The sequence below is a fragment of the Streptomyces vietnamensis genome (genome assembly GCF_000830005.1).
Classification (GTDB): domain Bacteria; phylum Actinomycetota; class Actinomycetes; order Streptomycetales; family Streptomycetaceae; genus Streptomyces; species Streptomyces vietnamensis.
The window spans coordinates 473514-497798 of sequence record NZ_CP010407.1 but is presented as its reverse complement, the minus strand read 5'-3'; the positions used below and the strand labels follow the sequence as shown (position 1 = coordinate 497798).

Genomic DNA, 24285 nt, shown 5'->3' with positions numbered 1-24285 from the left:
CGTCAGCCTACGGACACCGGCGGGGTCCCCGCCCGCTCGGACTTCCCGGATCGACGCATGCCGTGTGCGGGCCACCAGTTCGCCTCGCCGAGCAGCAGCATCAGGGAGGGCAGCACCAGGACGCGGATCACGAAGGCGTCGAGGAGGACCGCGACGGCCAGGCTGAAGCCGATCTGCTTCATCTCGATGAGGTGGAGCGCGGCGAAGCTCGCGAACACCGTCACCATCACCACGGCCGCGCTGGTGACGACCCCGGCGGACGAGGACAGGCCCTGGAGGACCGCCTGCCGGGTGGGGACGCCGGACAGGCGGGCCTCGCGGATCCGGCTGATCACGAACACCTGGTAGTCCATGGAGAGTCCGAAGAGGATCACGAACAGGAACAGGGGGACGCGGGATCCGATCGAGCCCGTGGAGGTGAAGTCGAGGATCCCCTCGGCCCATCGGTGCTGGAAGACCAGGACGAGGACGCCGAGGGAGGCGAACGCGGAGAGCAGGTTGAGGAGGATCCCGACGAGACCGAGGACGACGGACCGGAACGCCCACACCGTCATCACGAAGGTGACGAGGAGCAGTGCCCCGACGATGAGCGGCAGCTTCCGCTTCTGGTGGTCGGGGTAGTCGGCGTAGCGGGCGACCTCGCCGGTGACGGCGACCTCGGTGCCGGTGAGCGCGCCGACGGTCCCGGGCACGAGGTCGGTGCGGAGCCGGTCGAGCGAGGCCCGGGCCTCGGGGCTGTTCACGGAGCGCGGGACGGCCAGTTCGAGCATGGTCGTACGGCGGTCGGCCGAGGTCCGCAGGACGGGAGCGCCGCCGATCGCCGGGTCCTCGGCGCTCGCCCGGTCCGCGAGCGCGCGCAGGGAGCCCGCGACCTCCTCGGCCCGCTCCGCGTCCGCCCGTACGACCACCTGGTGCATGGCCTTCAACTCGGGATAGGCGGCCATGAGCCGGTCGTAGGTCCGCATGGCGGGGATGGCGCGGGAGTGCGTCTCGCGGCTCATCTCCGTGATGTTGATGTCCAGGACGGGGAGGGCGAGGGCGAGGAGCGCGAGGGTGGAGACGGCGAGGGTCACGGCGGGGTGCCGGGCGACGGGACGGAGGACGGCGGCGGTGAGCCGCCCGCCGGGACGGCCCGCACGCGCGGCGCGGTCCCGCACCCGCTTCCCGCGGGCCCTGCGGCGTTCGGCGCGCTCGCCGAGGAGGGCGAGGAGTGCGGGCAGGACGGTCAGCGAGCTGAGGACGGCGACCAGGGTGACGACGACCGCTCCGGTGGCGATGGAGGAGAAGATGACGTCGTCCGCGAGGTAGAGCGTGGCGCTGGAGACGGCGACGGCGAGCCCGGAGACCACCACGGCCCTGCCCGAGGTCGCGGCGGCGAGCTCCACGACGGCCTGCGTGGTGAGGCGTCCGCCGGCGGCCCGGGCCCGTTCCTCGCGCTCCCGCTTCAGGTGGAAGAGGGTGTAGTCGACGCCGACGGCGAGTCCGATGAGCAGGATGACGTTGGTGCCGACGCCGGCGTCGGGGAAGACGTGCGAGGCGATCATCGACAGGCCGACGGCGGCCACGATCGCGGTGAGCGCGAGCAGCAGCGGCACGACGGCCATCACCACGGAGCCGAAGACGATCAGCAGGGTGATCAGGGTGACGGGCAGTGCGATGACCTCCGTACGGGAGAGGTCGTCGCCGCGGAGCTCGTCGACGCCCTTGCCGATGGAGGGGCTGCCGACCTCCTCGACGAGCAGCCGCGGGTGCGCGGCCTGCACCTCGGCGGTCTGCGCGAGGAGCGCGTCGACGTGCTGCTTCCCGTCGAACTCGGCGCCCTTCATGGTGACGTCGACGCGCAGGGCGGTGCGGCGCGCGTCGGCGACCGGGTCGGCCACGGACAGCACCTCGGGCAACTGCCGCATCCGGGCGCCGATCTCGCGTGCGGCGGCCTCGGCCTCGGTCCGGTCGAGGGGGCCGGTGCCGGACGCGGCCTGGATCAGGACGCGTTCGAGGGGCTTCTGCTGGAGACCGCCCTCGGCGGCGAGGGCCTCGGCCCGGCCGGCCTCGCCGATGCGGTAGTCCTCCGTGGTCGCGGGGCGGGCGCCGAGGGCGATGCCCGCGCCCAGGCAGAGGGCCACGAAGAGGAGCCAGCCGATCAGCGCGCGCCAGGGGTGCCGGGCGCTGTGACGGGCCATGCGTACGGTCGGGTTCGTCATGCGTCCCAGACTCGTCGGCGCGGCCGTCGCGCCGACAGGATCGGCCGGTTGAACCTGGTGTCCACCGGTCGGTGGACACGGGACCGAAGACGCAGGTCAGGCCGGCTCGGCTCAGATCGGCTCGGCTCAGGTCAGGTCGGCTGGTCGGGGTCGAGTTTGATGCCGAGGCGCACGGTGGCACTCGCGAGTACGCCCCAGAGGGCGTCGCTCAGGAAGTGGGTCAGGTCGTCGAGGGAGCTCCGCGACTCGGGGTGGGCGGCCCACTGGTTCACCACGCCGTCCACCAGGCCGACCATGCCGAACGCCAGGTTGAGGTTGAAGCCGGTGGGCGCCGGCTCGCCGTCGAGGAACCGCTCGGCGTACGAGTCCAGGAGCCGCGCGAGGCGGAGGGCGATGGCGGTGCGGGTGCCCGTGACGGCGGGCGAGCCGCTGCCGAGGAACCGGTGGAGCTCGGGGTGCAGCGCCACCCAGCCCACATAGGTGCCGGCGGCGTGCTCGATCGCCTCCCGGATCGTGCCCCGGGGGGCGAGCGCGGGGGAGAGCGCGGCCATCAGGTCGTCGGTGATGCGCGCCCGGATCTGTTCGTCGAGGTCCTCGCGGCTGCGGAAGATCCGGTAGACGACGGAGCGGGGCATCCCGGCCTCGGCGCCGATCGCGGCCACGCTGACCGCCGTTCCCTCGCGTTCGATGACGGTGAGGGCCGCGGTGAGGACCTGGTCGCGGCGCTCGGCGCGATGGCCGGTCCAGCGGGTGTCGCGGCCGTCGGGGCGCCCGTCGTTGCGTGTGTCTCTGTCCTCGGCCACAGCGTGGATCGTACCCGGGGATCAAGAAAAGACGGCGCGTGCAGGGTGGTGCAGGTCACATTACCGCCGGTATCCTGGACGCGGTGATACAGGTAAATTCCGGTGTCTGAGGGAGTCCGGGAGAGTGCCGGGGGAGAATGCACCGCCACTGCCGGCCACAGAGGGGATGGACATGGAGAACCAGCACGTCGACGTGCTGATCATCGGCGCGGGACTGTCCGGGATCAGTGCCGCCTGCCATCTGCTCGCCGGGAACCCCGGGACCACGTACGCGATCATCGAGCGGCGCGCCGGCATCGGCGGCACCTGGGACCTGTTCCGCTACCCCGGCATCCGCTCGGACTCCGACATGTACACCTTCGGCTACGGCTTCCGCGCCTGGCACGGCACCAAGGTCCTCGCCGGCGGCACGGACATCCGCCGCTACATCCGGGCCACCGCCGAGGAGCACGGCGTCACCGACCACATCCGCTTCGGCCGCAGGGCCGTCCGCGCGAACTGGTCGAGCGACGAGGGCCGCTGGACCGTCGAGACCCTCGACGAGGCCACCGGCGAGACCCAGGTCCTCACCGCCCGCTTCCTCGTCGGCGCCACCGGCTACTACGACTACGACGCCGGCCACCGCCCCGAGTTCCCCGGCGAGCAGCGCTTCCGCGGCACCCTCGTGCACCCGCAGCACTGGCCCGAGGACCTCGACCACACGGGCAAGCGCGTGGTCGTCATCGGCAGCGGCGCCACCGCCATCACCCTCGTTCCCGCGATGGCCCCCGACGCCGCGCACGTCACCATGCTCCAGCGCTCGCCCACGTACATCCTGGCGCTCCCCGCGGACGACCCCCTGTCGGTCCTCCTGCGCAGGCTGCGCGTCCCGGCCGCGCTCGTCCACCGCGTGGGCCGCACCCGCAACATCGCGATGCAGCGCGGCCTGTACGCCCTGTGCCGCAAGGCCCCCCGCCTCATGCGCAAGGTGCTCCTCGGAGCCGTACGGGCGCGGCTCGGCAAGAGCGTCGACATGCGCCACTTCACCCCGGCGTACAAGCCCTGGGACCAGCGGCTGTGCGTCGTGCCCGGCGGCGACCTCTTCACCACGCTGAAGAGCGGCCGGGCGTCCGTGGTCACCGACCACATCGAGACGTTCACCGAGACCGGCGTCAAGGTCGGGTCCGGCGAGGAGATCCCCGCCGACATCGTCGTCACCGCCACCGGCCTGCGCATGCAGCTCGCCGGCGGCATGGAGCTCGCGGTCGACGGCAAGCCCGTCGTCACCCGCGACCACCTGCTCTACAAGGGCGTGATGCTGGACGGCGTCCCCAACCTGGCGATGATCATCGGCTACACCAACGCCTCCTGGACGCTCAAGGCCGACCTCGCCGCCGCCTACGTCAGCCGGCTCCTCGCCCACATGGACCGGCACGGCCTCACCGCCGTCACCCCCGTCGCCGCCGAGGCCGACCGCTCCTCCGTCTCCGTCATGGGCGAGTCGCTGACCTCCGGCTACATCGCACGCGGCGACGCGATCATGCCCCGCCAGGGCACCCGCGACCCGTGGCGGATCCGGAACAACTACTACCGCGACCGCCGCGCGCTGCGGCGGTCCCCGATCGAGGACCCCGCGCTCCGCTTCGACCGCGCGGTCCCCGACGGGCGCTCCGCCGAGCGACAGGACCGGACCCCCGCGGCCTGACGCCCCTCCGAAAAGCGCCTCCGGACGACAGCCGACCGCGAGAGACCGAGGACGAAGATGACCGGCGTGCAGAGGTACCACGAGAGGCTCCGGACCCTGTCCGAGGCCTCGGTGCACATCCACTTCGACGCGTTCACCGACATCGACTGGGACCACCCCGACTTCGCCATCGACCCGGCGGACCCCCGCTGGGTCCTCCCCGCTGCCGACCCCCTGGGCGGCCATCCCTGGTACCAGGAGCAGCCGTTGGAGGTCCGGACGCGCATCGGCCTGTGGCGGTACGCCAACATCGTCAAGGTGGGCATGCAGTTCGAGAACGTCCTCATCCGCGGCGTGATGGACTACCTCTTCTCCCTGCCCAACCAGGACCCGGAGTTCCGCTACCTCACCCACGAGGTCACGGAGGAGTGCCACCACACCCAGATGTTCCAGGAGTTCGTGAACCGGGCGGGCGCCGACGTGCCCGGCGGGCGGCGCTCCTTCCGCGTCCTCAGCCGCTTCCTGCCGCTGGCCGGCTCGCTGATCCCCGAGTCCTTCTTCACCGGCGTCCTCGCCGGCGAGGAGCCCATCGACCACCTCCAGAAGGCGATCCTGCGCGGCGGCGAGGACATGCACCCGCTGATGCGCCGGCTCATGCAGATCCACGTCGCCGAGGAGGCCCGGCACATCTCCTTCGCCCACGAGTTCCTGCGCGTCAAGGTCCCCGGCTACGGCAGGGCGCGCCGGGGCGCGCTGTCGATCGCCTTCCCGGTGATCATGCGGGTGCTCGGCGACGTCATCATGGTCCCCGACCGGAAGACCGCCGAGACGATAGGCGTGCCCCACCGGGTGATCAAGGACATCTTCTGGAAGTCGCCCGACGGCCAGAAAATGCTCCGCGACCTCTTCTCCGACGTGCGGATGCTCGCCGAGGACATCGGCCTGATGAACAGGACCTCACGGCGGGTCTGGAAGGCGCTGCGCATCGACGGCCGCCCGTCCCGCCACCGCGGCGAACCCGCCCCGCACGCCGCCTGACGCGACCGACAGGTCCCCCGAAGGGAGAACCATGACCTACGTCGTCACCCGGTCGTGCTGCGCCGACGCCTCCTGCGTCCTCGCCTGCCCGGTCAACTGCATCCACCCCGCCCCCGGCGAACCGGGCTTCGGGCAGACCGAAATGCTGTACGTCGACCCCCGCACCTGCGTCGACTGCGGCGCCTGCACGACGGCCTGCCCGGTGGACGCGCTCAAGCCGCACACCGGGCTCACGGAAGCGGAGTTGCCGTTCCTCGAACTCAACCGCGCCTACTACGACGCCCATCCGCACGAGGACCGCACCCCGATGGCCCTCGTGCCCCCTCAACGCCGCACGTCCGCAACCGAGTTGCGGGTCGCCGTCGTCGGTGCCGGGCCGGCCGGGCTCTTCGCCGCCGACGAACTGCTCCGGCATCCGGGCGTGACCGTGACCGTCCACGACCGGCTGCCCACCCCGTACGGACTCGCCCGCGTGGGAGTGGCGCCCGACCACCAGGACACCAAGCAGGTCGCCCGGCTCTTCCGGGCCGTCGAGAGCCAGCCCGGCTTCTCGTACCGGCTCAACACGGAGATCGGCCGCGACCTGCACCACGAGGACCTGGTCCGCGACCACCACGCCGTGATCTACGCCGTGGGCGCGGCCACGGACCGGCGGCTCGGCATCGACGGCGAGGAACTGCCCGGCAGCGTCTCCGCCACCGACTTCACGGCCTGGTACAACGGCCACCCCGACCACGGCGACGACCGCTACGCCCTGGACGGCGAGCGGGCCGTCGTCATCGGCAACGGCAACGTGGCCCTGGACGTGGCCCGCATCCTGACCGCCGACCCCGACACCCTGGCACGCACCGACATCTCCGACCGGGCGCTCGCCGCGCTGCGTACGAGCCGCGTCCGCGAGGTCGTCGTCCTCGGGCGCCGCGGACCGGCCGAGGCCGCGTTCACCCTGCCGGAACTGCTCGCCCTCGCCGCGCTCGACGGCGTCGACGTCCTCGTCGAGGGCTGGCCGGCCGATGTGCCCGCGGACGCCACCCCCAAGACCGGGGTGCTCGCCGAGCTGGCCGCCCGGACCCCCGTACCGGGGCGGCGGCGCATCGTCCTGCGCTTCCGGACGAGCCCCGTGCGCATCCTCGGCGACGACCGGGTGACCGGCCTGACGGTCGTACGGACCGGACCGCGCGCCGACGACGCCGCCGAGACCGCCGGGAGCATCGAGACCATCGAGACGTCGCTCGTCCTGCGCGCGATCGGCTACCGCGCCCGACCCGTCCCCGGCCTCCCGTTCGACGAGGCGACCGGTACGGTGCCCCACGACCGGGGCCGGGTCCGGCCGGGCGTGTACGTGGCCGGCTGGATCAAACGCGGCCCCAACGGGTTCATCGGCACCAACAAGTCCTGCGCCCAGGAGACGGTTTCCGCACTCCTCGACGACCTCGAAGCCGGACTGCTCACCGCCCCCGCCGCGCCCGGCTCCGGCGCACACCCGGGCGCCGTCGGCCTCGACGGCTGGCGGGCGATCGACGAAGAGGAGCGCGCCGAAGGCCGGCTCCAGGGGCGCCCCCGCGTCAAGATCGTCGACAGGGAGGCCCTGCTCGCCGCCGCGCGCTCCGTGCCGGCCCGCCGCCCCCGGCGCTGACCTACCGCCGCCCCGGCGCCGGCCGCGTGCCGCCCCGTGAGGCGGAAGACGGCGTCCGGCAGCCCTCCTTCGACGCACCGGTCACCACCGAGCCCGTCACCGAACGGCTCGCGGCCTAGGAACGGAGGAAGACGCGGACCCCCTGGGAGACCGTGTCGTCGCCGAGGAGTTCGTTGTGGTCGAGACAGCCGGCGCCGTTGTTGACGGCGCCGGCCAGCGGCACGCTGTTGTCGGGGTTGACGACCTCGTCGCAGTTCGACCACCAGGTCGCATAGCGCACGGCCCCGGGCGTCTCGTCGCCCTCCGCGAGCTTCTTCTGGACGTAGGAGCCCGGGGTCATGTCGCGGCAGGCCTGGTCCCACAGCGCGCACGCCCACGCCGTGCTCGTGCCGTGGTTGGGGCCGGCGAGGGAGACCCAGTGGGCGACGGAGGACCGGCCGGCGACGTCGAACTTCACGTACCAGCGGGTGACGAGGCTCCCGAAGGAGTGGGCGACGAGATCGACCCGGCTCGCCCCGGTCTGCCGCTTGACGTCCTCGACGTACGCGGCGAGCCGGCCGGACAGCACCTCGTTGACGGACTGGTGCGTGTCGTAGCCGAAGGAGAACAGGTCGGCGTCGGTGTACCCGTCGGCCTTGAAGTCCGCCCGAAGCCCGCCCCAGACGCCGGGGTCGGCGTTGAACCCGTGGACGAACACGACGGGGGTACGCGCGGGCGCCTCGGCCCGGACGGGCGCCGCCGCCAGGAGCAGGGACGCGACGACGGCGAGCAGCGGCACGACCGTCCGGCCACGGAGTCTCAACACACTGTCCCCTCACATGAGTTACGCACGAGTAGTCACGAGCATGGTGGGGGTTGAAGGGGCGGAAGAACAGCCCTCTGCGCGGCTTCTTCGACCCTCTCGGGGAGAAGCCCGCCGGCCCCGTCGGGGAAGTGATGCCGTCCCAGGGCTTGTCAGTGCAATTTCACATTACTATGTTACAGCGCACCGGCCCGGTGATGGAACGTCATCCGCCGTGCGAACCAGACCAGTTCGCGAACGCATCCCCTCACCAACCCCCCTCACCAGCAGGAGTTCCGTTGTCCCTCCGCAGACGTGTGCGCTCGTCCCTGCTCGCCTCCGCCACAGCCGTCACCCTCCTCGCCTCCGCCGGCCAGGCCGGCGCCTTCACGACGGGCACGGACGACACGACCGCCCCGGCTCCGCAGGCGCAGCCGGGCGGCAACCCCTTCGACGAGGTCGAGCACCGGGGTTCCGCCCCGCGCACCACCTTCGGCCCCGCGCCCGCCCCCGGCGGGCACGCCGCGGGCAAGGTGCCCGGCCGGGCACCGGCCCCCGCCAAGGCGCGGACGCTCGCCGCGAGCGGCACCGCCACCACGACCACCGGCGTCCCCTGCACGCTCGACGGCATCACCGGCCTCGCCCCCGAGCAGTTCGCCGACTTCCTCGCCGATCCCGCGGTCACCGCCGACGGCTGTCTGCGCGGCCTCATATGGACCTGGGACGCCCGGCTCGCACCCGTGATGTCCGACGCCCACGTCCAGGCCGTCGCCCGCCGCATATCCGGCCTGTCCGCCGCCCACGACGGACGGAACTCCTCCCACCTGGAGGAGATGTTCACGTACCTGCACGCCGTCGCCTACCACGACTACTCGCGCGGCGAGATCGACATCACCGACGCGCCCACCGTGAACGCGATGCGGCAGGCCGTCGCCGACTTCGGCGCCGCCGCCCGCACCTTCGACGTCACGAAGACCAACGCGAACACCCTCCGCGAGGCCCTCTACGCGGCCAGCGCGCCCGGCCTGCGGCAGCACCAACTCGGTCTGATCAAGCGGGTCCTGGCCACCATGGACCCCGCGCACACCGCCACGAACCTCGACCCGGCCTGGGCCGGAGCCGCGCTCGCCGGACTCTCCGTCAACTACCTCGGCGTCTACCCGGGCAACCAGGACGCCGCCTTCCAGTCGGCCGTCGCCGCCGACCCGGCCTACCGCGCGACCTTCAGGGCCTTCGCCGGCTACGGGCACCTCAAGGGGACCGTCAACGCCTGGGTCGCCCGTGACGCCCTCGGCGAGTACGGCCGCTTCGGCCAGATCGCGGCCCTCAAGGACGGCGTCGTCGCCGACCTCGGCGCCTCGCTCACCACCGTCGTCGACACCTTCGGCCGCGGCAGCGAGCAGTGGGCGAAGGTCGTCTCCTGGCTCAACTTCTACGAGGCCTGCAAGCCGTACGGCGTGTGCAAGGAGGACATCGAGAAGCAGCTCTTCCCGTACACGTACACCTACGACAACGGGGCCATCAAGGTCCGCACCGCGCTCGACCGGGCCACCGTCGACCAGCTCTACTACGCGAGCAAGCAGGTCAAGGCCCAGTACCACCGCGTCCTCGGCACCGAGCAGCCGCTCGCGGGCGACAACAACACCACCCTGAACATCGTCCTCTACGCCTCCCGCGCCGACTACGAGAACTACCACCCCATCCTCACCGGCATGGGCACCAACAACGGCGGCATCTACATCGAGCGCGGCGCCACCTTCTACACCTACCAGCGGCGCGTCCCGCAGGACTCCTCGCTGACCCTCGAAGAGCTCTTCCGCCACGAGTACACCCACTACCTCAACGGCCGCTGGGCCGTCCCGGGCTTCTTCGGCGAGGGCCCCTGGTACCAGGGCGACCGCACCACCGCCATGGACGAGGGCACGGCCGAGTTCTTCGACGGCGCCACCCGCGACAACGGCATCGCCGTCCGCAAGTCCCTCGTCCGCGGCATCATCAACGACACCGCCGGCGGCGGCCCCCGGATGAACCTCAACCAGATCCTCCACGCCACCTACGACGGCGACGGCTTCCGCTTCTACAACTACGCGGGCACGTTCTTCGAGTTCCTCTGGACCGAGAAGCCCTCCCTGCTCCGCGAGATGTACACCCACCTGCGGGCGAACGACGTGGCCGCGTTCGACGCCTGGCGCAACCGGCTGGGCTCCGACGCGAACCTCCAGCGCGACTACGACCGCTTCCTCGACGCGCAGATCGCCAAGGTCGACCAGCTGTACGTCCCCAACACCACGTTCACGTCGAACGAGCAGCTCACGTACTCCACCGTGGCGGGGGTGCGGACCGCCTTCGCCGGGGCCACGTACAGCAACCCGGACTGCGTCGAGAACGGCGACACCGGCAAGCGGCGCTTCATCTGCACCGGACGCATCACGGCGAACCTGACCAACTGGAGCAGCGACGACCAGAACTTCAAGGACATGTCCGAAACGGTCGACTACTTCATCCTCGACCGTGCGGGCGCCGCACTGAACAACCTGGCCGACATGAACTGCAGCTTCGGACCGATCGAGATCTGGTCCAGCAAGGTGGCGGGCACGTCGAGCTACAGCTGCGAGGGCCCCCTCCGCAGCTGACCGCACCGCACCGCACACCGTCCGGGCCGGTCCTTCCACGGGGGGAGGGGCCGGCCCGGCACCGCGAACTCCCCGACTGGAGGCCGTACTCCGTGAGCACCACCCCGCACTCGGTCCACACCACCGACTACCACACCGCAGGCGAGCCCTTCCGGATCGTCGACGAGGACCTGCCGCCCATCCCCGGCGACACCGTCGCCGAGCGCCGCGCCCTCGCACTCCGGCTCGGCCCCCTCGACGAGCTGCGCCGCCTCCTCGTCCGGGAACCGCGCGGACACTCCGGCATGTACGGCGGATTCATCGTCCCGCCCGACGACGACGGCGCCCACTTCGGCGTGCTGTTCTGGCACAAGGACGGCTACTCCACGGCCTGCGGCCACGGCACGATGGCCCTCGGCGCCTGGGCCGTCGACACCGGACGCGTCCCCGCGCCCGACGACGGCGACGTCCCCGTCCGCATCGACGTGCCCTCGGGGCGCGTCACCGCGACCGTGCACCGTGCGGGCGGCCGCACCACCGGCGTCACCTTCCGCAACGTCCCGACGCGCGTCCTCGCCCGCAAGGTCCCGGTGACCACCTCGTCCGGCACCGTCGAGGTGGACCTCGCCGACTCCGGCGCCTGCTACGTCTCGGTCCCCGCGCGCACCCTCGGCCTCGACACCACCCGGGCCTCCCTGCCCGCGCTCGTCCGGGCCGGGCGGGAGATCCGCGCAGCGTTCCCCGAGCACGACGTGTACGGCGTCATCCTGTACGACGAGCTGCCCGACACCCCCACCGGGCCGCACCAGCGCAACGTCACCGTCTTCGCCGACGGGCAGATCGACCGCTCGCCCTGCGGCTCCGGCACCTCCGCACGGCTCGCCCTGCTCGGCGACGAAGGGCGCCTCGCCCCCGGGGACACCCTCACGCACGAGTCCGTGGCGGACACCGTGTTCACCGGCAGGCTGCTGCCCGGGGGCGTCACCGAGGTCACCGGAGCCACGTACCGCACCGGCACCCACACCTTCGTCCTCGACCCCCACGACGACCTGGGGACGGGATTCCTCCTGTGACCACCATGACGGCCGGGACCGGCCCGCTCCACATCGACGCCCCGACCACGACCCGCCTCCTGACCCCGGCGGCGACGGCCGACGTCCTCGCCGGCGTCCTGCGCGCCGGGTTCGACCCCGAGGCCGCCCCGCCCCGCACCGCCGTCCCCGTCCCGGCCGGCGAACTCCTCCTCATGCCCGCCGCCCTCGGCGCGTACGCCGGAGTGAAGATCGCGGGCGTGGCCCCCGGCAATCCGGCCCTCGGCCTACCCCGCATCACCGGCTCCTACCTGCTCCTCGACGGTACGAACCTCCAGCCGCTCGCCCTCCTCGACGGCGCGGCCCTCACCGAGCTGCGCACCCCGGCCGTCTCCGCGCTCGCCGTACGCCGTCTGACGCCGGACGACCGGCCCCTGCGCCTCGTCCTCTTCGGCACCGGGCCCCAGGCGTACGGTCACCTGGACGCCGTCCTCGCCGTCCGACAGCTCGCCGAAGTGGTCGTCGTCGGGCGCAACCCGATCGGCGCCCGCGCCCTCGCCGGATACGCGCGGACCCTCGACGTGCCCGCGCGCACCGGCACGCCCGGCGACGTGGCGGGGGCCGACCTCGTCGTCTGCTGCACCACGGCCCGTGAACCGCTCTTCGACGGCACCCTGGTGGCCCCCGGCACCACCGTCGTCGCCGTCGGCTCGCACGAGCCGGCGGCGCGGGAGACCGACACCGCACTCGTGACCCGCGCCGAGGTGTACGTCGAGGCGCGCGCGGCGGCACTCCGCGAGGCCGGCGACCTGCTCGTCCCGATGGCGGAGGGGGCGATCGGCGAGGAGCACATCGCGGGCACCCTCGCCGACCTGGTGCACGGCCGCGTCCCCACCGGGCGTCCGCGGCTCTTCAAGAGCGTGGGCATGGCCTGGGAGGACCTCGCCGTCGCGGGCGCCCTGTACCGGGCCGCCCGCGAGGCCTGAACGATTCCTCGGAGGGGCCCGGTCACGCCCCCGTCCGGGCCGACGCCTCTCGATGCCGGAGGTTGACGACCGCGGCCCTGGCCACCGCCGCGGGGTTCAGGAACTGCATCGGACCGATCAGGCGGGACGCGAACATGTGCATGTGCCGCGCCAGGCCCCCGTCGCGCGCCGCCGCCGAGAACATCAGCCGCTCCCCGGGGTTGAACGGCCGTCCCTTGGCGAAGTCGGCGGCCAGGTACTGGTGACCACCCAGGCGGCGCCTGTGCCGGCGCGCGTACGCCGTGAGCGCCTTGTCGAGGTCGCCCGGACCGGTCAGGGCCGGGGCGACCGCCTCTGCGAGCCACTGCGCGGACTGCAGGGCCCACCCGCATCCCACTCCCCACAGGGGGTCGCCGGTCAGGGCGGCGTCACCGATGAGCGCCACACCCGGCGCGGTCGGCTTGCGGGTGCGGAGCGGGTAGTCGACCGTGCCGGTGATCTTCGTGACGCGCTCGGCGGCGTCGATGTCCGGCGCGTCGGGCAGGGCGCGGACCATGTCGAGGAAGCTGCCCTCCAGGTCCTCCCGGAAGGCCGGCAGCCGCTTCTTGTCCGGGAGGACCGCGACGACCGTCACCCCGTCGTCGTTCGGGAACGCGTAGGCCATGTCGGGCACCAGGAACCAGGCGTGGCTGATCCCGTCGCGCAGAGGCAGGTTCCGGAAGTGCGCGAGATAGCCGAAGCGCGCGTTCTCGTGCTGCCGGGTGGGCACCCCGGCGTACTCGGCCACGGCCGAGTCCTTGCCGTCGGCGCCGACCACCAGGCGGGCCCGGATCTCGCGCTCGCCCTCGGGCGTCTTCGCGCGTACCCCCACCGTCCGTCCGGCCTCCTGGAGCAGCCCGGTCACCTGGTGGCCGAGGAGCACATCGACGCCGGGGGTCTCGGCCGCCCGGCACCTGATCAGCGGGTCGAGGGTGCTGCGCCGCACGTTGTAGCCGTACGGCAGCGCGGGGCCCGGCGCGGCGCTCGGCTCGATCCAGCCCCAACGGGTGTACCAGCGTGCCTCGTTGCGCACGGCCCCCGCTTTCTCCAGGGCGGGTATGAGGCCGAGTTCCTCGAGCACCGGGGTGGCGTTGGCGGTGAGGGAGTGGGTGCACAGCGTCTTGTACGCCGTGGGGCGCGAGCGGCGTTCCAGGAGTGCGACGCGGGCGCCGCGCCGGGCGAGCAGGATCGCCGCGGCGCTGCCGGCGAGGCTCGCCCCGCTGATGACGACGTCGTAGTCGTGTCCCGCGTTCTCAGGCTCGGTCATGCGCTGATCGTCCCCCCGTGGTGTGGTGACACTTCTGTCAGGAACATGAGGACGAGGAAGGTGAGTGGTTGTCAAGGGATCGAGCCCGCCACGGGTCTTGGCAACTCCAGTGCCATGTGAAATATTACTGATGTGCCCACGAGAAACACCTCGGATGTCATCGTCGTCGGCGCCGGCGTCGTCGGCGCGGCCTGCGCCCACTACGCCGCCCGAGCCGGCCTCTCCGTCACCGTCGTCGACCGCGGTCCGGTCGCCGGCGGCACGACGGGAGCGGGCGAGGGAAACCTCCTGGTCTCCGACAAGGAGCCGGGGCCCGAGCTCGAACTCGCCCTCGTCTCCACCGCGTTGTGGCGGGAGTTGGCCGAACTTCTCCCGCCGCAGGTCGAGTACGAGGCCAAGGGCGGCCTCGTCGTCGCCTCCGACGAGCCCGGGATGCGCGCCCTGCGCGACTTCGCGGCCCGCCAGGAGAAGGCGGGCGTCACCAGCCAGGAGGTCCCCGCGGACCGGCTCCACGACCTGGAGCCCCACCTCGCACCCACCCTGGCGGGCGGCTTCCTCTACCCTCAGGACGCCCAGGTGATGCCCGCCCACGCGGCGGCCCGGCTGCTGCGCACGGACGGTGAACGGATCCGGCTGCGCCTGGGGGAGGAGGTCACCGGCCTGCTCACCGGCACGGCCGGAGAGATCCGCGGCGTACGGACCACGGCCGGCGAGATCCACGCTCCCTCCGTGGTCAACGCCGCCGGAACCTGGGGCGGCGCCCTCGCCGAACTCGCGGGCGTACACCTGCCCGTCCTGCCCCGCAGGGGCTTCGTCCTCGTCACCGAACCCCTCCCGCGCGTCGTGCGCCGCAAGGTGTACGCCGCCGACTACGTGGCCGACGTCGCCAGCGGCTCCGCCGCACTCCAGACCTCGGCCGTCGTCGAGGGCACCCCGGCGGGGCCGGTCCTGATCGGCGCCAGCCGGGAACGGGTCGGCTTCGACCGGACGCTCTCCACCGAAGTCCTGCGCCGGCTCGCCGCCGGGGCCACCGCACTGTTCCCGGTCCTCGGCACCGTACGGGCCATCCGCACCTACCTCGGCTTCCGCCCCTACCTGCCGGACCACCTGCCCGCGATCGGCCCCGACCCGCGCGTCCCCGGCCTGCTCCACGCCTGCGGCCACGAAGGAGCGGGCATCGGACTCGCCCCCGTGACAGGGGAGATCGTCACGGCCTGTCTGACCGGCGCCGAACCGCCCCTCGACATCCACCCGTTCCGCCCCGACCGGTTCGCCGACGCACCCTGAGGCGCGCGCACCCACCGTCACGAGAGGAGGGCCCGTGGCCCGCACCCCCGCCGACCTCGTCGGCGCACACCCCGAAGCGCCGTTCGAGATCACCTTCGACGGCCGTCGCGTCACCGCCCTGCCGGGGCAGACCGTCGCCGCCGCCCTCTGGGGCGCCGGCATCCTGGCCTGGCGCACCACCCGGGACGGCGGCCGGCCGCGCGGCGCCTTCTGCGGCATCGGCCAGTGCTACGACTGCCTCGCCACCGTCAACGGCGAACCCAACCGGCGCGCCTGTCTGGTCCCGGCCCGCCCCGGCGACGCGATCACCACCCAGGAGGGGCACGGCCATGACCGCCTCGCCGTCTGAGCCGGAGACGCCGGAGACACCGGAGACGCCGGAGACGTACGACCTGGCGGTCGTGGGAGCCGGTTCCGCGGGACTCTCCGGCGCCGTCACGGCCTCCGAACTCGGCCTCTCCGTCGCCCTCCTCGACACCTCCACCCAGACCGGCGGGCAGTTCTACCGGCACCCGGCGCCCGCGCTCGGCGCCGTACGGCCCGAGGCCCTGCACCACGACTGGTCCGCCTTCTCCGACCTCCGGCGACGCCTCGCCGGAAGCGGCGTCGCCCACCTCGCCGGACACCACGTGTGGTCCACGGTGCGGGAGGGCGACGGGACCTGGTCGGTGCACGCGGTCACCGGGGCCGACGGAACCGAGGAGCGGCCCGTACGGATCCGGGCCCGGGCGCTGCTGCTCGCCACCGGCGCGTACGAACGCCAACTCCCCTTCCCCGGCTGGACCCTGCCCGGCGTCGTGGGCGCCGGAGGAGCGCAGGCCATGCTCAAATCAGGGCTCGTACTGCCCGGCCGCCGCATCGTCGTGGCCGGCAGCGGCCCCCTGCTGCTCGCCGTCGCCTCCTCCCTCGCCGCCGCCGGCGCACGAGTGCCGGCCGTGGTCGAGGCCGCCGGCTATCTGCGGTACGCCCGCAGCCCCCGGGCGCTCGTGACCAACCCGGGAAAGGCGGCCGAAGCCCTGCTGCACGGATCCGGACTGCTCCGGCACCGGGTACGGCTCCGGCTGCGCAGCGCGGTCACCGAAGTGCACGGCACCGACCGGGTGGAGGCCGTCACCGTCACCCGCCTGGACGCCGACTGGCGTCCCGTACCGGGCACGGGCCGCCGGATCGCCTGCGACGCCCTGGCCGTCGGCCACGGCCTGGTCCCGCAGATCGAGCTGGCCACGACGGCCGGCTGCGCCACCCGACGGCTCCCCGACGGCACCCTCGGCCTCGCCCTGGACGACCTCCAGGAGACCTCGGAGCCCGGCCTGTGGGCGGCGGGCGAGACCGGAGGCGTGGGGGGTGCGGAACTCGCCCGTACCGAAGGCGAGTTGGCCGCTCGGGCGATCACCGCGCGGATCCTCGGCCGCCGGGCCGGTGCGAGCCGGATCGCCGAACTGCGGCGCCGCCGGGACCGGATGCGCGCCTTCGCCGACGTGATGTCCGCGGCCCACGCCCCGGGCCCCGGCTGGCAGGACTGGCTCACCGACGACACGGACGTGTGCCGCTGCGAGGAGGTCGATGCCGGGCGCGTCCGCGAGGCCGTCGCCGAGCTCGGCGCGCGGGACGCGCGCACCGTCAAGCTTCTCACCCGGGCCGGGATGGGCTGGTGCCAGGGGCGGATGTGCGGGACGGCCGTCGCCTGCCTCGCCGCGCGCGGCGGAACCGCCGAACCGCCCGCGGAGCGGCGCCCGTTCGCGGTACCGGTCCGGCTCTCGACCCTTGCCGCCCTGGACGAGGCCCCGCATCCCGACGCTTCCTAGAGCCTGAAGGAGAGGCCCGTGCGGGCCTCTCTTCTTTCCCCCTCCATAAAATGTCACACACTACAGAAAGGTCATCGCCATGACCGCCACCACCTGGAACACCGACCGCCCCTGGCGCGGCATCATGGTCGCCACCACCCTCCCCTTCCGCGAGGACCTCTCCGTCGACCACGACGCCTACGCCGAGCACGTGGCCTGGCTGATCGCCAACGGCTGCGACGGCGTCGTCCCGAACGGCTCCCTCGGCGAGTACCAGACCCTCACCGACGCGGAGCGCGCCCAGGTCGTCCGTACCGCCGTCGAAGCGGCGGGCGACGGGGCACGGGTCATGCCGGGTGTCGCCGCGTACGGCAGCGCCGAGTCCCGCCGCTGGGCCGAACAGGCCGCCGAGGCCGGCGCCGGTTCGGTCCTGCTCCTGCCGCCCAACACGTACCGCGCCGACGCGACGGCCGTGCGCGCCCACTACACCGAGGTGGCCGGCGTCGGCATCCCGATCGTCGCGTACAACAACCCCTTCGACACCAAGGTCGACCTCACCCCCGACCTCCTCGCCCGGCTGCACGGCGACGGCAGCATCGTCGCGGTGAAGGAGTTCAGCGGCGACGTCCGCCGCGCCTACGAGATCGCCGAACTCGCCCCGGAACTCGATCTGCTGATCGGAGCCGACGACGTCCTCCTCGAACTCGCCGTCGCGGGCGCCGTCGGGTGGATCGCCGGTTACCCCAACGCCTTCCCCGCCAGCTGCGCCGCGCTGTACCACGCCGCCGTCGCGGGCGACCTGACGACCGCTCTCCCGCTGTACAAGTCCCTGCACTCCCTGCTGCGCTGGGACTCGAAGACGGAGTTCGTCCAGTCCATCAAGCTCTCCATGGACCTCGCCGGCCGCCCCGGCGGCCCCACCCGCCCGCCGCGCCACCCGCTCACCGGCACGATCGAGGCCGCGGTGCGGACCGCCACGGAGAAGGTCGTGGCCGACGGCCACCACTGACGCGGGGCCGCCCGAAGCCCACGCCGGCGCCGACCCTTCCCCGACCCGGACGATCCCTTCCCCGGAGGCCTCCTCCCATGACCGACACGCTTCCCACCCTCACCTCCCGCAACCCGGCCGACCCGGCCGACGTGCTCCTGCGCATCCCCGCGCCCGGCGCCTTCGCGGCCGTCGACACCGTCGAACGGGCCCGTGCCGCCCAGCCCGGCTGGCTCCTCGCCGGAGCCGCCGCCCGCTCGGCCGCCCTGGGCGCGATCGCCACCGCCGTCGAGGCCGCGGCCGGCGAACTGGCCGAGCTCGCCGTGCGCGAGGTGGGCAAGCCGCTGACCGAGGCCAGGGCCGAGGTGGCCCGTACCGCCGCGATCTGGCGCTACTACGCCCAGGCCCCCTACCAGCCCACCGGAGAGGTCCACGAGACCGCGGCCGGAACCGGACTGCTCCTGACCCGGCGCCGCCCGCACGGCGTGGCCGGGCTCATCACGCCCTGGAACTTCCCCTTCGCCATCCCGACCTGGAAGGCCGCCCCCGCGCTCGCGGCCGGGAACACGGTCGTCCTCAAACCCGCCCCCGAGGCCACCGCGTGCGCCCGGCGCCTCGCCGAGATCGTCCAGCAGGCGGTGCCGGAGGCGGTGTTCACCGTCCTGCCCGGCGGCGCGACCGAGGGCAACGCGCTCGTCTCGGCCGTCGACGTCGTCTCCTTCACCGGCTCCACCCCCGTCGGCCAGGCCGTGGCCAGGGCCGCGACCGCCCGGGGCATCCCGGCGCAGGCCGAGATGGGCGGCCTGAACGCGGCGCTCGTCCTGCCCGACGCGGACATCGAGCAGGCGGCCGGCCACATCGCGGCCTCCCTCGCCGGGTACGCGGGCCAGAAGTGCACCGCCACCAGCCGCGTCATCGCGGTCGGCGCCGCCCTCGACCCGCTGCGCGAGGCACTCTCCGAAGCACTGAGGGCCCTCCCCGTCGGCGACCCCGCCGACCCGGCCACCGTGTGCGGGCCCCTCATCCACGAGGCCGCCCGCGACCGGGTCGTCGACGCCTGCCGGGGCCTTGCGAAGCTCGCCGCCGGCACCGCGCTCGACGGGCCCGGCTGGTACGCGGCCCCGACCCTGGTGGAGAAGGTGGACCCCGGGCACCGGCTGCTGCGCGAAGAGGTCTTCGGCCCCGTCGCGACCCTGCTCGCCGCCGACGACCTCGCCCACGCGATCCGGATCACCAACTCCGTCCCGTACGGCCTGGTGACCTCCGTCCACACGGCCGACCTGAACACGGCCCTGCACGGCCTCGACCTGCTCGACACCGGGATGATCCGGATCAACGCCCCCTCCACCGGCGTCGACTTCCACCTGCCGTTCGGCGGCTCCAAGGCCTCCAGCCACGGGCCGCGCGAACAGGGCCGAGCGGGCCTGGAGTTCTACACGTCGGGCCGCACCTACACGGTGGCGCCGGCAGGGTCCTCGGCGTGACCGTTTAGGTCCTCGCCGCACAGCGCCCGCTGGTACAGCGCCTTCATGGCACCGTCGATGGGGTGGGGCTGCGGCCTCCCCGAGGCGTCCGGCCTGTTCCAGCGGATGAGGTTGACCGACACGGACATCTGGCGTTCGCCGTCCGCGCTGGTCAGCGACATCGTTCCGGATCCCCAGACGGTGCCGTCGTGACCCCAGAAGGTGGAGCCGCCGAGATCGACCCTGTGCAGACCGAGCCCGTACTGGATCGGCGACCCGTCCAGGGCCGTGGCCGGGATCGTCCGCTGCATCTCCGCAAGGGACGCCGGGCTGACGACCTCTCCGGCGAGCAGCCGGGCGTAGAAGCGGTTGAGGTCCGTCATGGTCGACACCAGCGCGGCCGCCACCCCCACCCAGGACATGTCGTAGACGCTGTAGTCACGCGGAGGGTCGATCAGGCCGTAGAACGCCTCGTACAGCCGCGAGTGCGGGCCCTCGACCTCCGTCCCCTTCGGGAACCCGGTGTGCCGGAGCCCGGCACGATCGATGACGCTCCGGGTGATGCACTCCTCGGCCGGCATCCCGGTCACCCGCTCCAGGAGCTCGCCGAGGAGCAGCCAGTTGACGTTCGAGTACACCCCCGTGGGCCCGCCGGGCTCGCCCACCGGGGGCGCCGAGAGCCCCATCTCGATCAGCTCGGCCGGACGGAAGGTACGGAACCGGTTGTCGTCCAGGCTCCGCGTCGACACGTCGAGGCGGGTCGGGAACCCCTGGAGGGACGGGAACGCGTAGGCGAGGTAGTCGGGGATGCCGCTCGTGTTGTTGAGCAGCATCCGGACCGTGATCCTCCGGCCCCGCTCGCCCGGCACGAGCTCCGGGAGGTAGTCGCCGATCGGTGCGTCGAGCCGGATGTGCCCCTGCTCGACCTGGAGCATGACGGCGGCCGCGGTGAAGGTCTTGGTGACGCTGCCGACGCGGTGCCGCATGTCGGCCGTGACGGGACGGCCGGTCGCGAGATCGGCGACCCCGGACGCGCCGCTCCAGGTCCGGTCCCCGTCCCGTACCGCGGCGATCACGCCCGGCACGCCGGCGTGGTGGACGTCGTCCAGGGCGGCCTGCAGTCGTGTCGTCATCACATGAGTCCTTTCTCGATCATCGGTGGGGTCAGTCGGCGAGGGCGCGCCGCAGCACGGCGCCGAGTTCGGCGTTCTGCCGCTGCGAGACCTCGGCGGAGAGGATCGCCTGCGATCCGTGGAACGTGCCGGGCCACTGGTGGATCTCGACGGACACGCCCGCCTGGAGCAGCCGGACCGCGTAGGCGAGGTCCTCGTCGCGGTTCGGGCAGAACTCGGCCGAGGCGACGTACGCCGGCGGGAGGCCCGACAGATCGGCCGCCCGCGCCGGGGCGGCGTACGGGGTGGCCGGCCGGCCACCCAGGTAGTGCCCCCAGGCGGCGATCGCCTTGCCGCGGTGGTACCAGGGCGTGTCGGTGAAGTTCCGTGCCGACCAGGTCTCCAGACGGTCGTCGAGCCCCGCCTGGTTGAGCAGCTGGAAACGGATCGGCGGCCCCTGCTCGTCCCGCGCCCGCAGCGCCACCGCGGCCGCGAGCCCGCCGCCGGCGCTGTGGCCCCCGACCGCGATCCGTGCGGGGTCGATGCCGAGTTCGGCCGCGTGTCCGGCCATCCAGTTCAGTACGGCGTAGGCGTCGTCGAGCGCGGCCGGGAACGGGTGCTCGGGGGCAAGGCGGTAGCCGACGGAGATCACCACCGCGCCGGAGTTCTCCGCGATGCGGGTGGCCCACGGGTGCTCGGTGTCCACGTTCCCCATGACGTACCCGCCGCCGTGCAGCCAGACCACCGCCCCCTGTGCCCGGCGCGGCCGGTAGATCCGTACCGCCACGTCCGGGTCGCCGGGCACGACACGGTCCTCGACCTCCATCTCCGAGGTGTCCGGCGCCGGTACGGCGGCCGCCAGACCGGCGAAGTAGGCGCGGGCGGAGACCGGGTCGGACAGATCGGTCTGCGGGAAGAAGGGGATGAACGCTTCGAGTTCGGGATCCATGACGACCATCCTGCGGGCCGGCCGCCGGGAGATCATCCGCCATCCGTCGCGCGTCCCGCGCCGGTCACGCACCGAACGGCGCGCCCCCGTCGCTCCGTCCTTCTGCGATCCTTCTGCCATGGAGGCACTGGCCGTACGGCTGTCGGGACTCGATCCGTACGTGGACGGCGCGATGCGCATCGTCGCGTTCTACGACACCCTCATGCGCCGCCGGGTGGACCTCCCGGCGCTCGCCCGGGCATCGGCGGGCCTGGCCGAGTGCGTCGCCGGGATACGGCTCCACGGCACCGGCCGCTCGACCCGCGTCTCGCCCCAGGGCACGCAGGCGTCCACCCCGCCGGCGCCCGCGTCCACCGAGGTGCCGATCACCCTCGACGAGGAGGAGATCGGCACGGTCTGGCTGGAGCGTCCCGGCCCGCCCAACCCGCTCGACGAGGTCCTCCTCGACCGCTTCGCCCTCGCCGCCGCGGCCGCCGCCGAACGCTACGGCCCCGCCCGCACCACCATGGCCGACCCGGCCCTCGTCGAACTGGCCGTCAGTTCCGACAGCGACGACGCCGCCCGGGCCCGGGCGCTCCGCCTCCTGGGCTTCGCCCCCGACCTCCCCGTCCACGTCGTCGCCGTACGCACCAGCCTCCCGCTCGACCGCGTCGGCACCCTGGTCTGCCCGGGCCGCCCGGTGAAGGCGGCCCCGCTCGCCGACGTGGGCGTCATCCTGGCCACCACCCTGGACCGTACGGGCTTCCCCGCAGGCGTACGAGCGGGCATCGGCGGCACCGGGAGCCCCGACCGCTCCTGGCGCCAGGCCCGTACGGCGCTCCGCTTCACCACCCCGCGCGAACCCGTCGTCCACCACGCCGACCTGGGCGCGCTGGCCCTCCTGGCGGACATCCCCGAGGAGGCCGTACGGGACAACCCCGACGTGACCGCGATCGACCGCCTGTCCCCGGAGGACCTGGAGACACTGGACACCTACTGCGCCACCGCCTCCGTCCGCCGCGCGGCCGAGCTCCTCCACCTCCACCACAGCAGCATCGCCCGCCGCCTCGACCACATCGGCAGGACCCTCGCCCTGGACCTCACGGCCCCCGCGGGCCTGACCCGCGCCCGGCTCGCCCTCACCACCTGGCGACTGCTCCACAACTGAGCGGGCGAGCACGGCGGGAAAGTTCGTTGACGCCACCGGACGGGGCTGAAAAGCTGCCCGCGATCATGGACCGACCGCTCTCGGGGGAGACATGCCCTACTTCAAAGCAGTGCTGTTCGACTGGGTCGGAACGCTCGTGGTCCCCAAGTGGGGCCCGATCGCCGGGAGACCGAGGGGCGCCCACTGGATCGAGAGCACCCTGCTCGGCCTCGGCCGCGAAGCCCCGGAGACGGAGGTACGGCGGATCAGCGAGGCCCTGACCGAGGCGGGCCGACTGCCGGACGTGACGGGGGGCTGGTCCGACGTGTCCGCCGACGCGCACCGCGAGGGCTACGACACGTGGATGCGGGCCGCGGGGATCGAACCGGCCCTGGCCGACGCGCTGTACGCGACCCTCTCCGACCCCACCGGCAACCCGTTCGCGACGGACGTCGCACCCACCCTGGCGGGGCTGAAGGCCGCCGGGGTCAAGGTGGCCGTCATCAGCGACATCCACGTCGACATCCGGCCCGCGTTCGAGAAGACCGGCCTGGACGCGTACGTCGACGACTACGCCCTGTCCTTCGAACACGGCCTGTGCAAGCCCGACCCCGCCTTCTTCGGCGTGGCCCTGGAGCAGCTCGGGGTGCGCCCCGACGAGGCCCTCATGGTCGGCGACCGCTCCGGCCACGACGGCGGAGGCGTCGAAGCCGGCCTGCCGACCCTCCTCCTCCCGCCCCTGACCCGGACCGTCGAGGAACGGCTGCACCTGGTGCTCGGGGCCTGCGGGATCGCCCGATGACAGCCCGACAGCCCCTCACCCACGACGCGTTCGTCGCACTCGCCTCCGCCGACCCGGCGGTCCTCGGCCTCGTCCTCAAGGGGTCCCGGGCGCACGAGGGCATGACCACCGAGCACTCCGACCACGACCTGTACGTCGTCCTCGCCGAAGGCGTGCCGACGGACCTCACCCGCTACACCGGGCACCGCACCCGAGAGCTCGACCTCGTCCTCCTCACCCTCGACGAGTTCCGTGCCCTGGGCATGCCGGGCTTCGAACGGTACGCACTCGCCCGCGCCCGGGTCGTGCTCGACCGGCTCGACGGAGACATCGCCCGGATCCTGGCCGCCAAGGCGCGCCTCACCGCCGACGAGGCCTCCCGCGCCGCCGCCCAGTGGCTCGACGCCTACGCCAACTCCCTCTACCGCTCGCTCAAGAACGACAGGGACGGACACGGACTCGCGGCCCGGCTCGACGCCGCCGACAGCATCGGCCACCTCCTCGAACTGCTCTTCGCCCTCGACCGCCGCCCCCGCCCCTACAACAAGTACCTGGAGTGGGAGCTCGCCCGGTACCCGCTGCCCGGCTGGGACACCGACGCCCTGCTCGACGCCGTGGCGCGCATCTCCGGATCGGGCGACGTCCCCGCCCAGCGGCGGCTCTTCGCCCGGGTCGAGGCAGTGGCACGGCACCACGGACACGGCGCCGTGCTCGACGCCTGGGGCGAAGACCTGGAGCTGATGCGCGGCCGATAGGGGG

Annotated in this window: 20 protein-coding genes; 14 read left to right on the top strand and 6 right to left on the bottom strand. The window is 73.1% G+C overall.

What is annotated here, in order from left to right; translation table 11 throughout:
• Positions 1–2: 2 nt before the first annotated feature.
• Together SVTN_RS02190 and SVTN_RS02185 are read right to left on the bottom strand one after the other, a co-directional pair.
• Positions 3–2201 (bottom strand): MMPL family transporter, encoded by a 2199-nt coding sequence (locus tag SVTN_RS02190; protein WP_041127547.1) that lies wholly within the window; start codon positions 2199–2201, stop codon positions 3–5.
• Between the two features lie 131 nt (positions 2202–2332).
• Complete coding sequence (locus SVTN_RS02185) at positions 2333–3004, bottom strand: TetR/AcrR family transcriptional regulator (RefSeq protein ID WP_041127546.1); 672 nt, start codon at positions 3002–3004, stop codon at positions 2333–2335.
• Positions 3005–3176: 172 nt separating this feature from the next.
• Between SVTN_RS02185 and SVTN_RS02180 the strand changes: the two genes are divergently transcribed.
• The 3 genes from SVTN_RS02180 (at position 3177) to SVTN_RS02170 (ending at position 7341) form a co-directional block, all read left to right on the top strand.
• Positions 3177–4688 carry a flavin-containing monooxygenase gene (locus SVTN_RS02180; RefSeq protein ID WP_041133456.1) on the top strand — a complete coding sequence of 504 codons (1512 nt, stop codon included), beginning with the start codon at positions 3177–3179 and terminating at the stop codon, positions 4686–4688.
• Between the two features lie 66 nt (positions 4689–4754).
• A complete protein-coding gene (locus tag SVTN_RS02175; protein ID WP_245727420.1) occupies positions 4755–5705 on the top strand; it encodes an AurF N-oxygenase family protein in 951 nt (316 codons plus the stop codon).
• Between the two features lie 31 nt (positions 5706–5736).
• Positions 5737–7341, top strand: a complete 1605-nt coding sequence (locus SVTN_RS02170; RefSeq protein ID WP_041127544.1) for an FAD-dependent oxidoreductase — start codon at positions 5737–5739, stop codon at positions 7339–7341.
• 115 nt (positions 7342–7456) lie between these two features.
• Here the strand turns inward: SVTN_RS02170 and SVTN_RS02165 are convergent, their stop codons facing one another.
• Positions 7457–8143, bottom strand: a complete 687-nt coding sequence (locus tag SVTN_RS02165; RefSeq protein ID WP_041127543.1) for an esterase/lipase family protein — start codon at positions 8141–8143, stop codon at positions 7457–7459.
• 278 nt (positions 8144–8421) lie between these two features.
• Between SVTN_RS02165 and SVTN_RS02160 the strand changes: the two genes are divergently transcribed.
• The 3 genes from SVTN_RS02160 to SVTN_RS02150 all read left to right on the top strand — a co-directional run bounded on the left by SVTN_RS02160 (position 8422) and on the right by SVTN_RS02150 (position 12751).
• Positions 8422–10755 carry a collagenase gene (locus SVTN_RS02160; protein WP_041127542.1) on the top strand — a complete coding sequence of 778 codons (2334 nt, stop codon included), beginning with the start codon at positions 8422–8424 and terminating at the stop codon, positions 10753–10755.
• Between the two features lie 92 nt (positions 10756–10847).
• On the top strand, positions 10848–11807 hold the full coding sequence (locus SVTN_RS02155; RefSeq protein WP_041127541.1) for a proline racemase family protein: 960 nt from the start codon (positions 10848–10850) through the stop codon (positions 11805–11807).
• Positions 11808–11812: 5 nt separating this feature from the next.
• Complete coding sequence (locus SVTN_RS02150; protein ID WP_041133455.1) at positions 11813–12751, top strand: ornithine cyclodeaminase family protein; 939 nt, start codon at positions 11813–11815, stop codon at positions 12749–12751.
• Between the two features lie 22 nt (positions 12752–12773).
• Here the strand turns inward: SVTN_RS02150 and SVTN_RS02145 are convergent, their stop codons facing one another.
• On the bottom strand, positions 12774–14036 hold the full coding sequence (locus tag SVTN_RS02145) for an NAD(P)/FAD-dependent oxidoreductase (protein ID WP_041127540.1): 1263 nt from the start codon (positions 14034–14036) through the stop codon (positions 12774–12776).
• 132 nt (positions 14037–14168) lie between these two features.
• On the opposite strand from SVTN_RS02145, the gene SVTN_RS02140 reads away from it, so the two are divergent.
• The 5 genes from SVTN_RS02140 to SVTN_RS02120 all read left to right on the top strand — a co-directional run bounded on the left by SVTN_RS02140 (position 14169) and on the right by SVTN_RS02120 (position 19579).
• Complete coding sequence (locus SVTN_RS02140) at positions 14169–15323, top strand: NAD(P)/FAD-dependent oxidoreductase (protein WP_041127539.1); 1155 nt, start codon at positions 14169–14171, stop codon at positions 15321–15323.
• 34 nt (positions 15324–15357) lie between these two features.
• Positions 15358–15672 (top strand): (2Fe-2S)-binding protein, encoded by a 315-nt coding sequence (locus SVTN_RS02135; RefSeq protein WP_041127538.1) that lies wholly within the window; start codon positions 15358–15360, stop codon positions 15670–15672.
• Positions 15653–17128 (top strand): NAD(P)/FAD-dependent oxidoreductase, encoded by a 1476-nt coding sequence (locus SVTN_RS02130; RefSeq protein ID WP_041127537.1) that lies wholly within the window; start codon positions 15653–15655, stop codon positions 17126–17128. Before SVTN_RS02135 ends, SVTN_RS02130 begins: the two co-directional genes overlap by 20 nt.
• Before the next feature lie 79 nt (positions 17129–17207).
• On the top strand, positions 17208–18116 hold the full coding sequence (locus SVTN_RS02125; protein WP_041127536.1) for a dihydrodipicolinate synthase family protein: 909 nt from the start codon (positions 17208–17210) through the stop codon (positions 18114–18116).
• Between the two features lie 77 nt (positions 18117–18193).
• A complete protein-coding gene (locus tag SVTN_RS02120; protein ID WP_041127535.1) occupies positions 18194–19579 on the top strand; it encodes an aldehyde dehydrogenase family protein in 1386 nt (461 codons plus the stop codon).
• Here the strand turns inward: SVTN_RS02120 and SVTN_RS02115 are convergent.
• Both SVTN_RS02115 and SVTN_RS02110 read right to left on the bottom strand, forming a co-directional pair.
• Entirely contained in the window at positions 19546–20691 is a 1146-nt protein-coding gene (locus SVTN_RS02115; protein ID WP_052498867.1) for a serine hydrolase domain-containing protein, read from the bottom strand. The two genes, SVTN_RS02120 and SVTN_RS02115, sit on opposite strands and share 34 nt — an antisense overlap.
• Before the next feature lie 31 nt (positions 20692–20722).
• The gene (locus SVTN_RS02110; RefSeq protein ID WP_052499599.1) at positions 20723–21619 is read right to left on the bottom strand and encodes an alpha/beta hydrolase; all 897 of its coding nucleotides are present in this window, start codon (positions 21617–21619) and stop codon (positions 20723–20725) included.
• Here SVTN_RS02110 and SVTN_RS02105 point away from each other — a divergent pair.
• From SVTN_RS02105 to SVTN_RS02095, 3 genes are all read left to right on the top strand, one after another.
• Positions 21618–22766 carry a helix-turn-helix domain-containing protein gene (locus tag SVTN_RS02105; protein ID WP_245727418.1) on the top strand — a complete coding sequence of 383 codons (1149 nt, stop codon included), beginning with the start codon at positions 21618–21620 and terminating at the stop codon, positions 22764–22766. The two genes, SVTN_RS02110 and SVTN_RS02105, sit on opposite strands and share 2 nt — an antisense overlap.
• A 91-nt stretch (positions 22767–22857) precedes the next feature.
• Positions 22858–23547 carry an HAD family hydrolase gene (locus tag SVTN_RS02100; protein ID WP_041127534.1) on the top strand — a complete coding sequence of 230 codons (690 nt, stop codon included), beginning with the start codon at positions 22858–22860 and terminating at the stop codon, positions 23545–23547.
• Positions 23544–24281, top strand: coding sequence for a hypothetical protein (locus SVTN_RS02095; protein ID WP_041127533.1), 738 nt, complete (start codon positions 23544–23546; stop codon positions 24279–24281). The genes SVTN_RS02100 and SVTN_RS02095 overlap by 4 nt, the downstream gene beginning before the upstream one ends.
• Positions 24282–24285 lie beyond the last annotated feature (4 nt).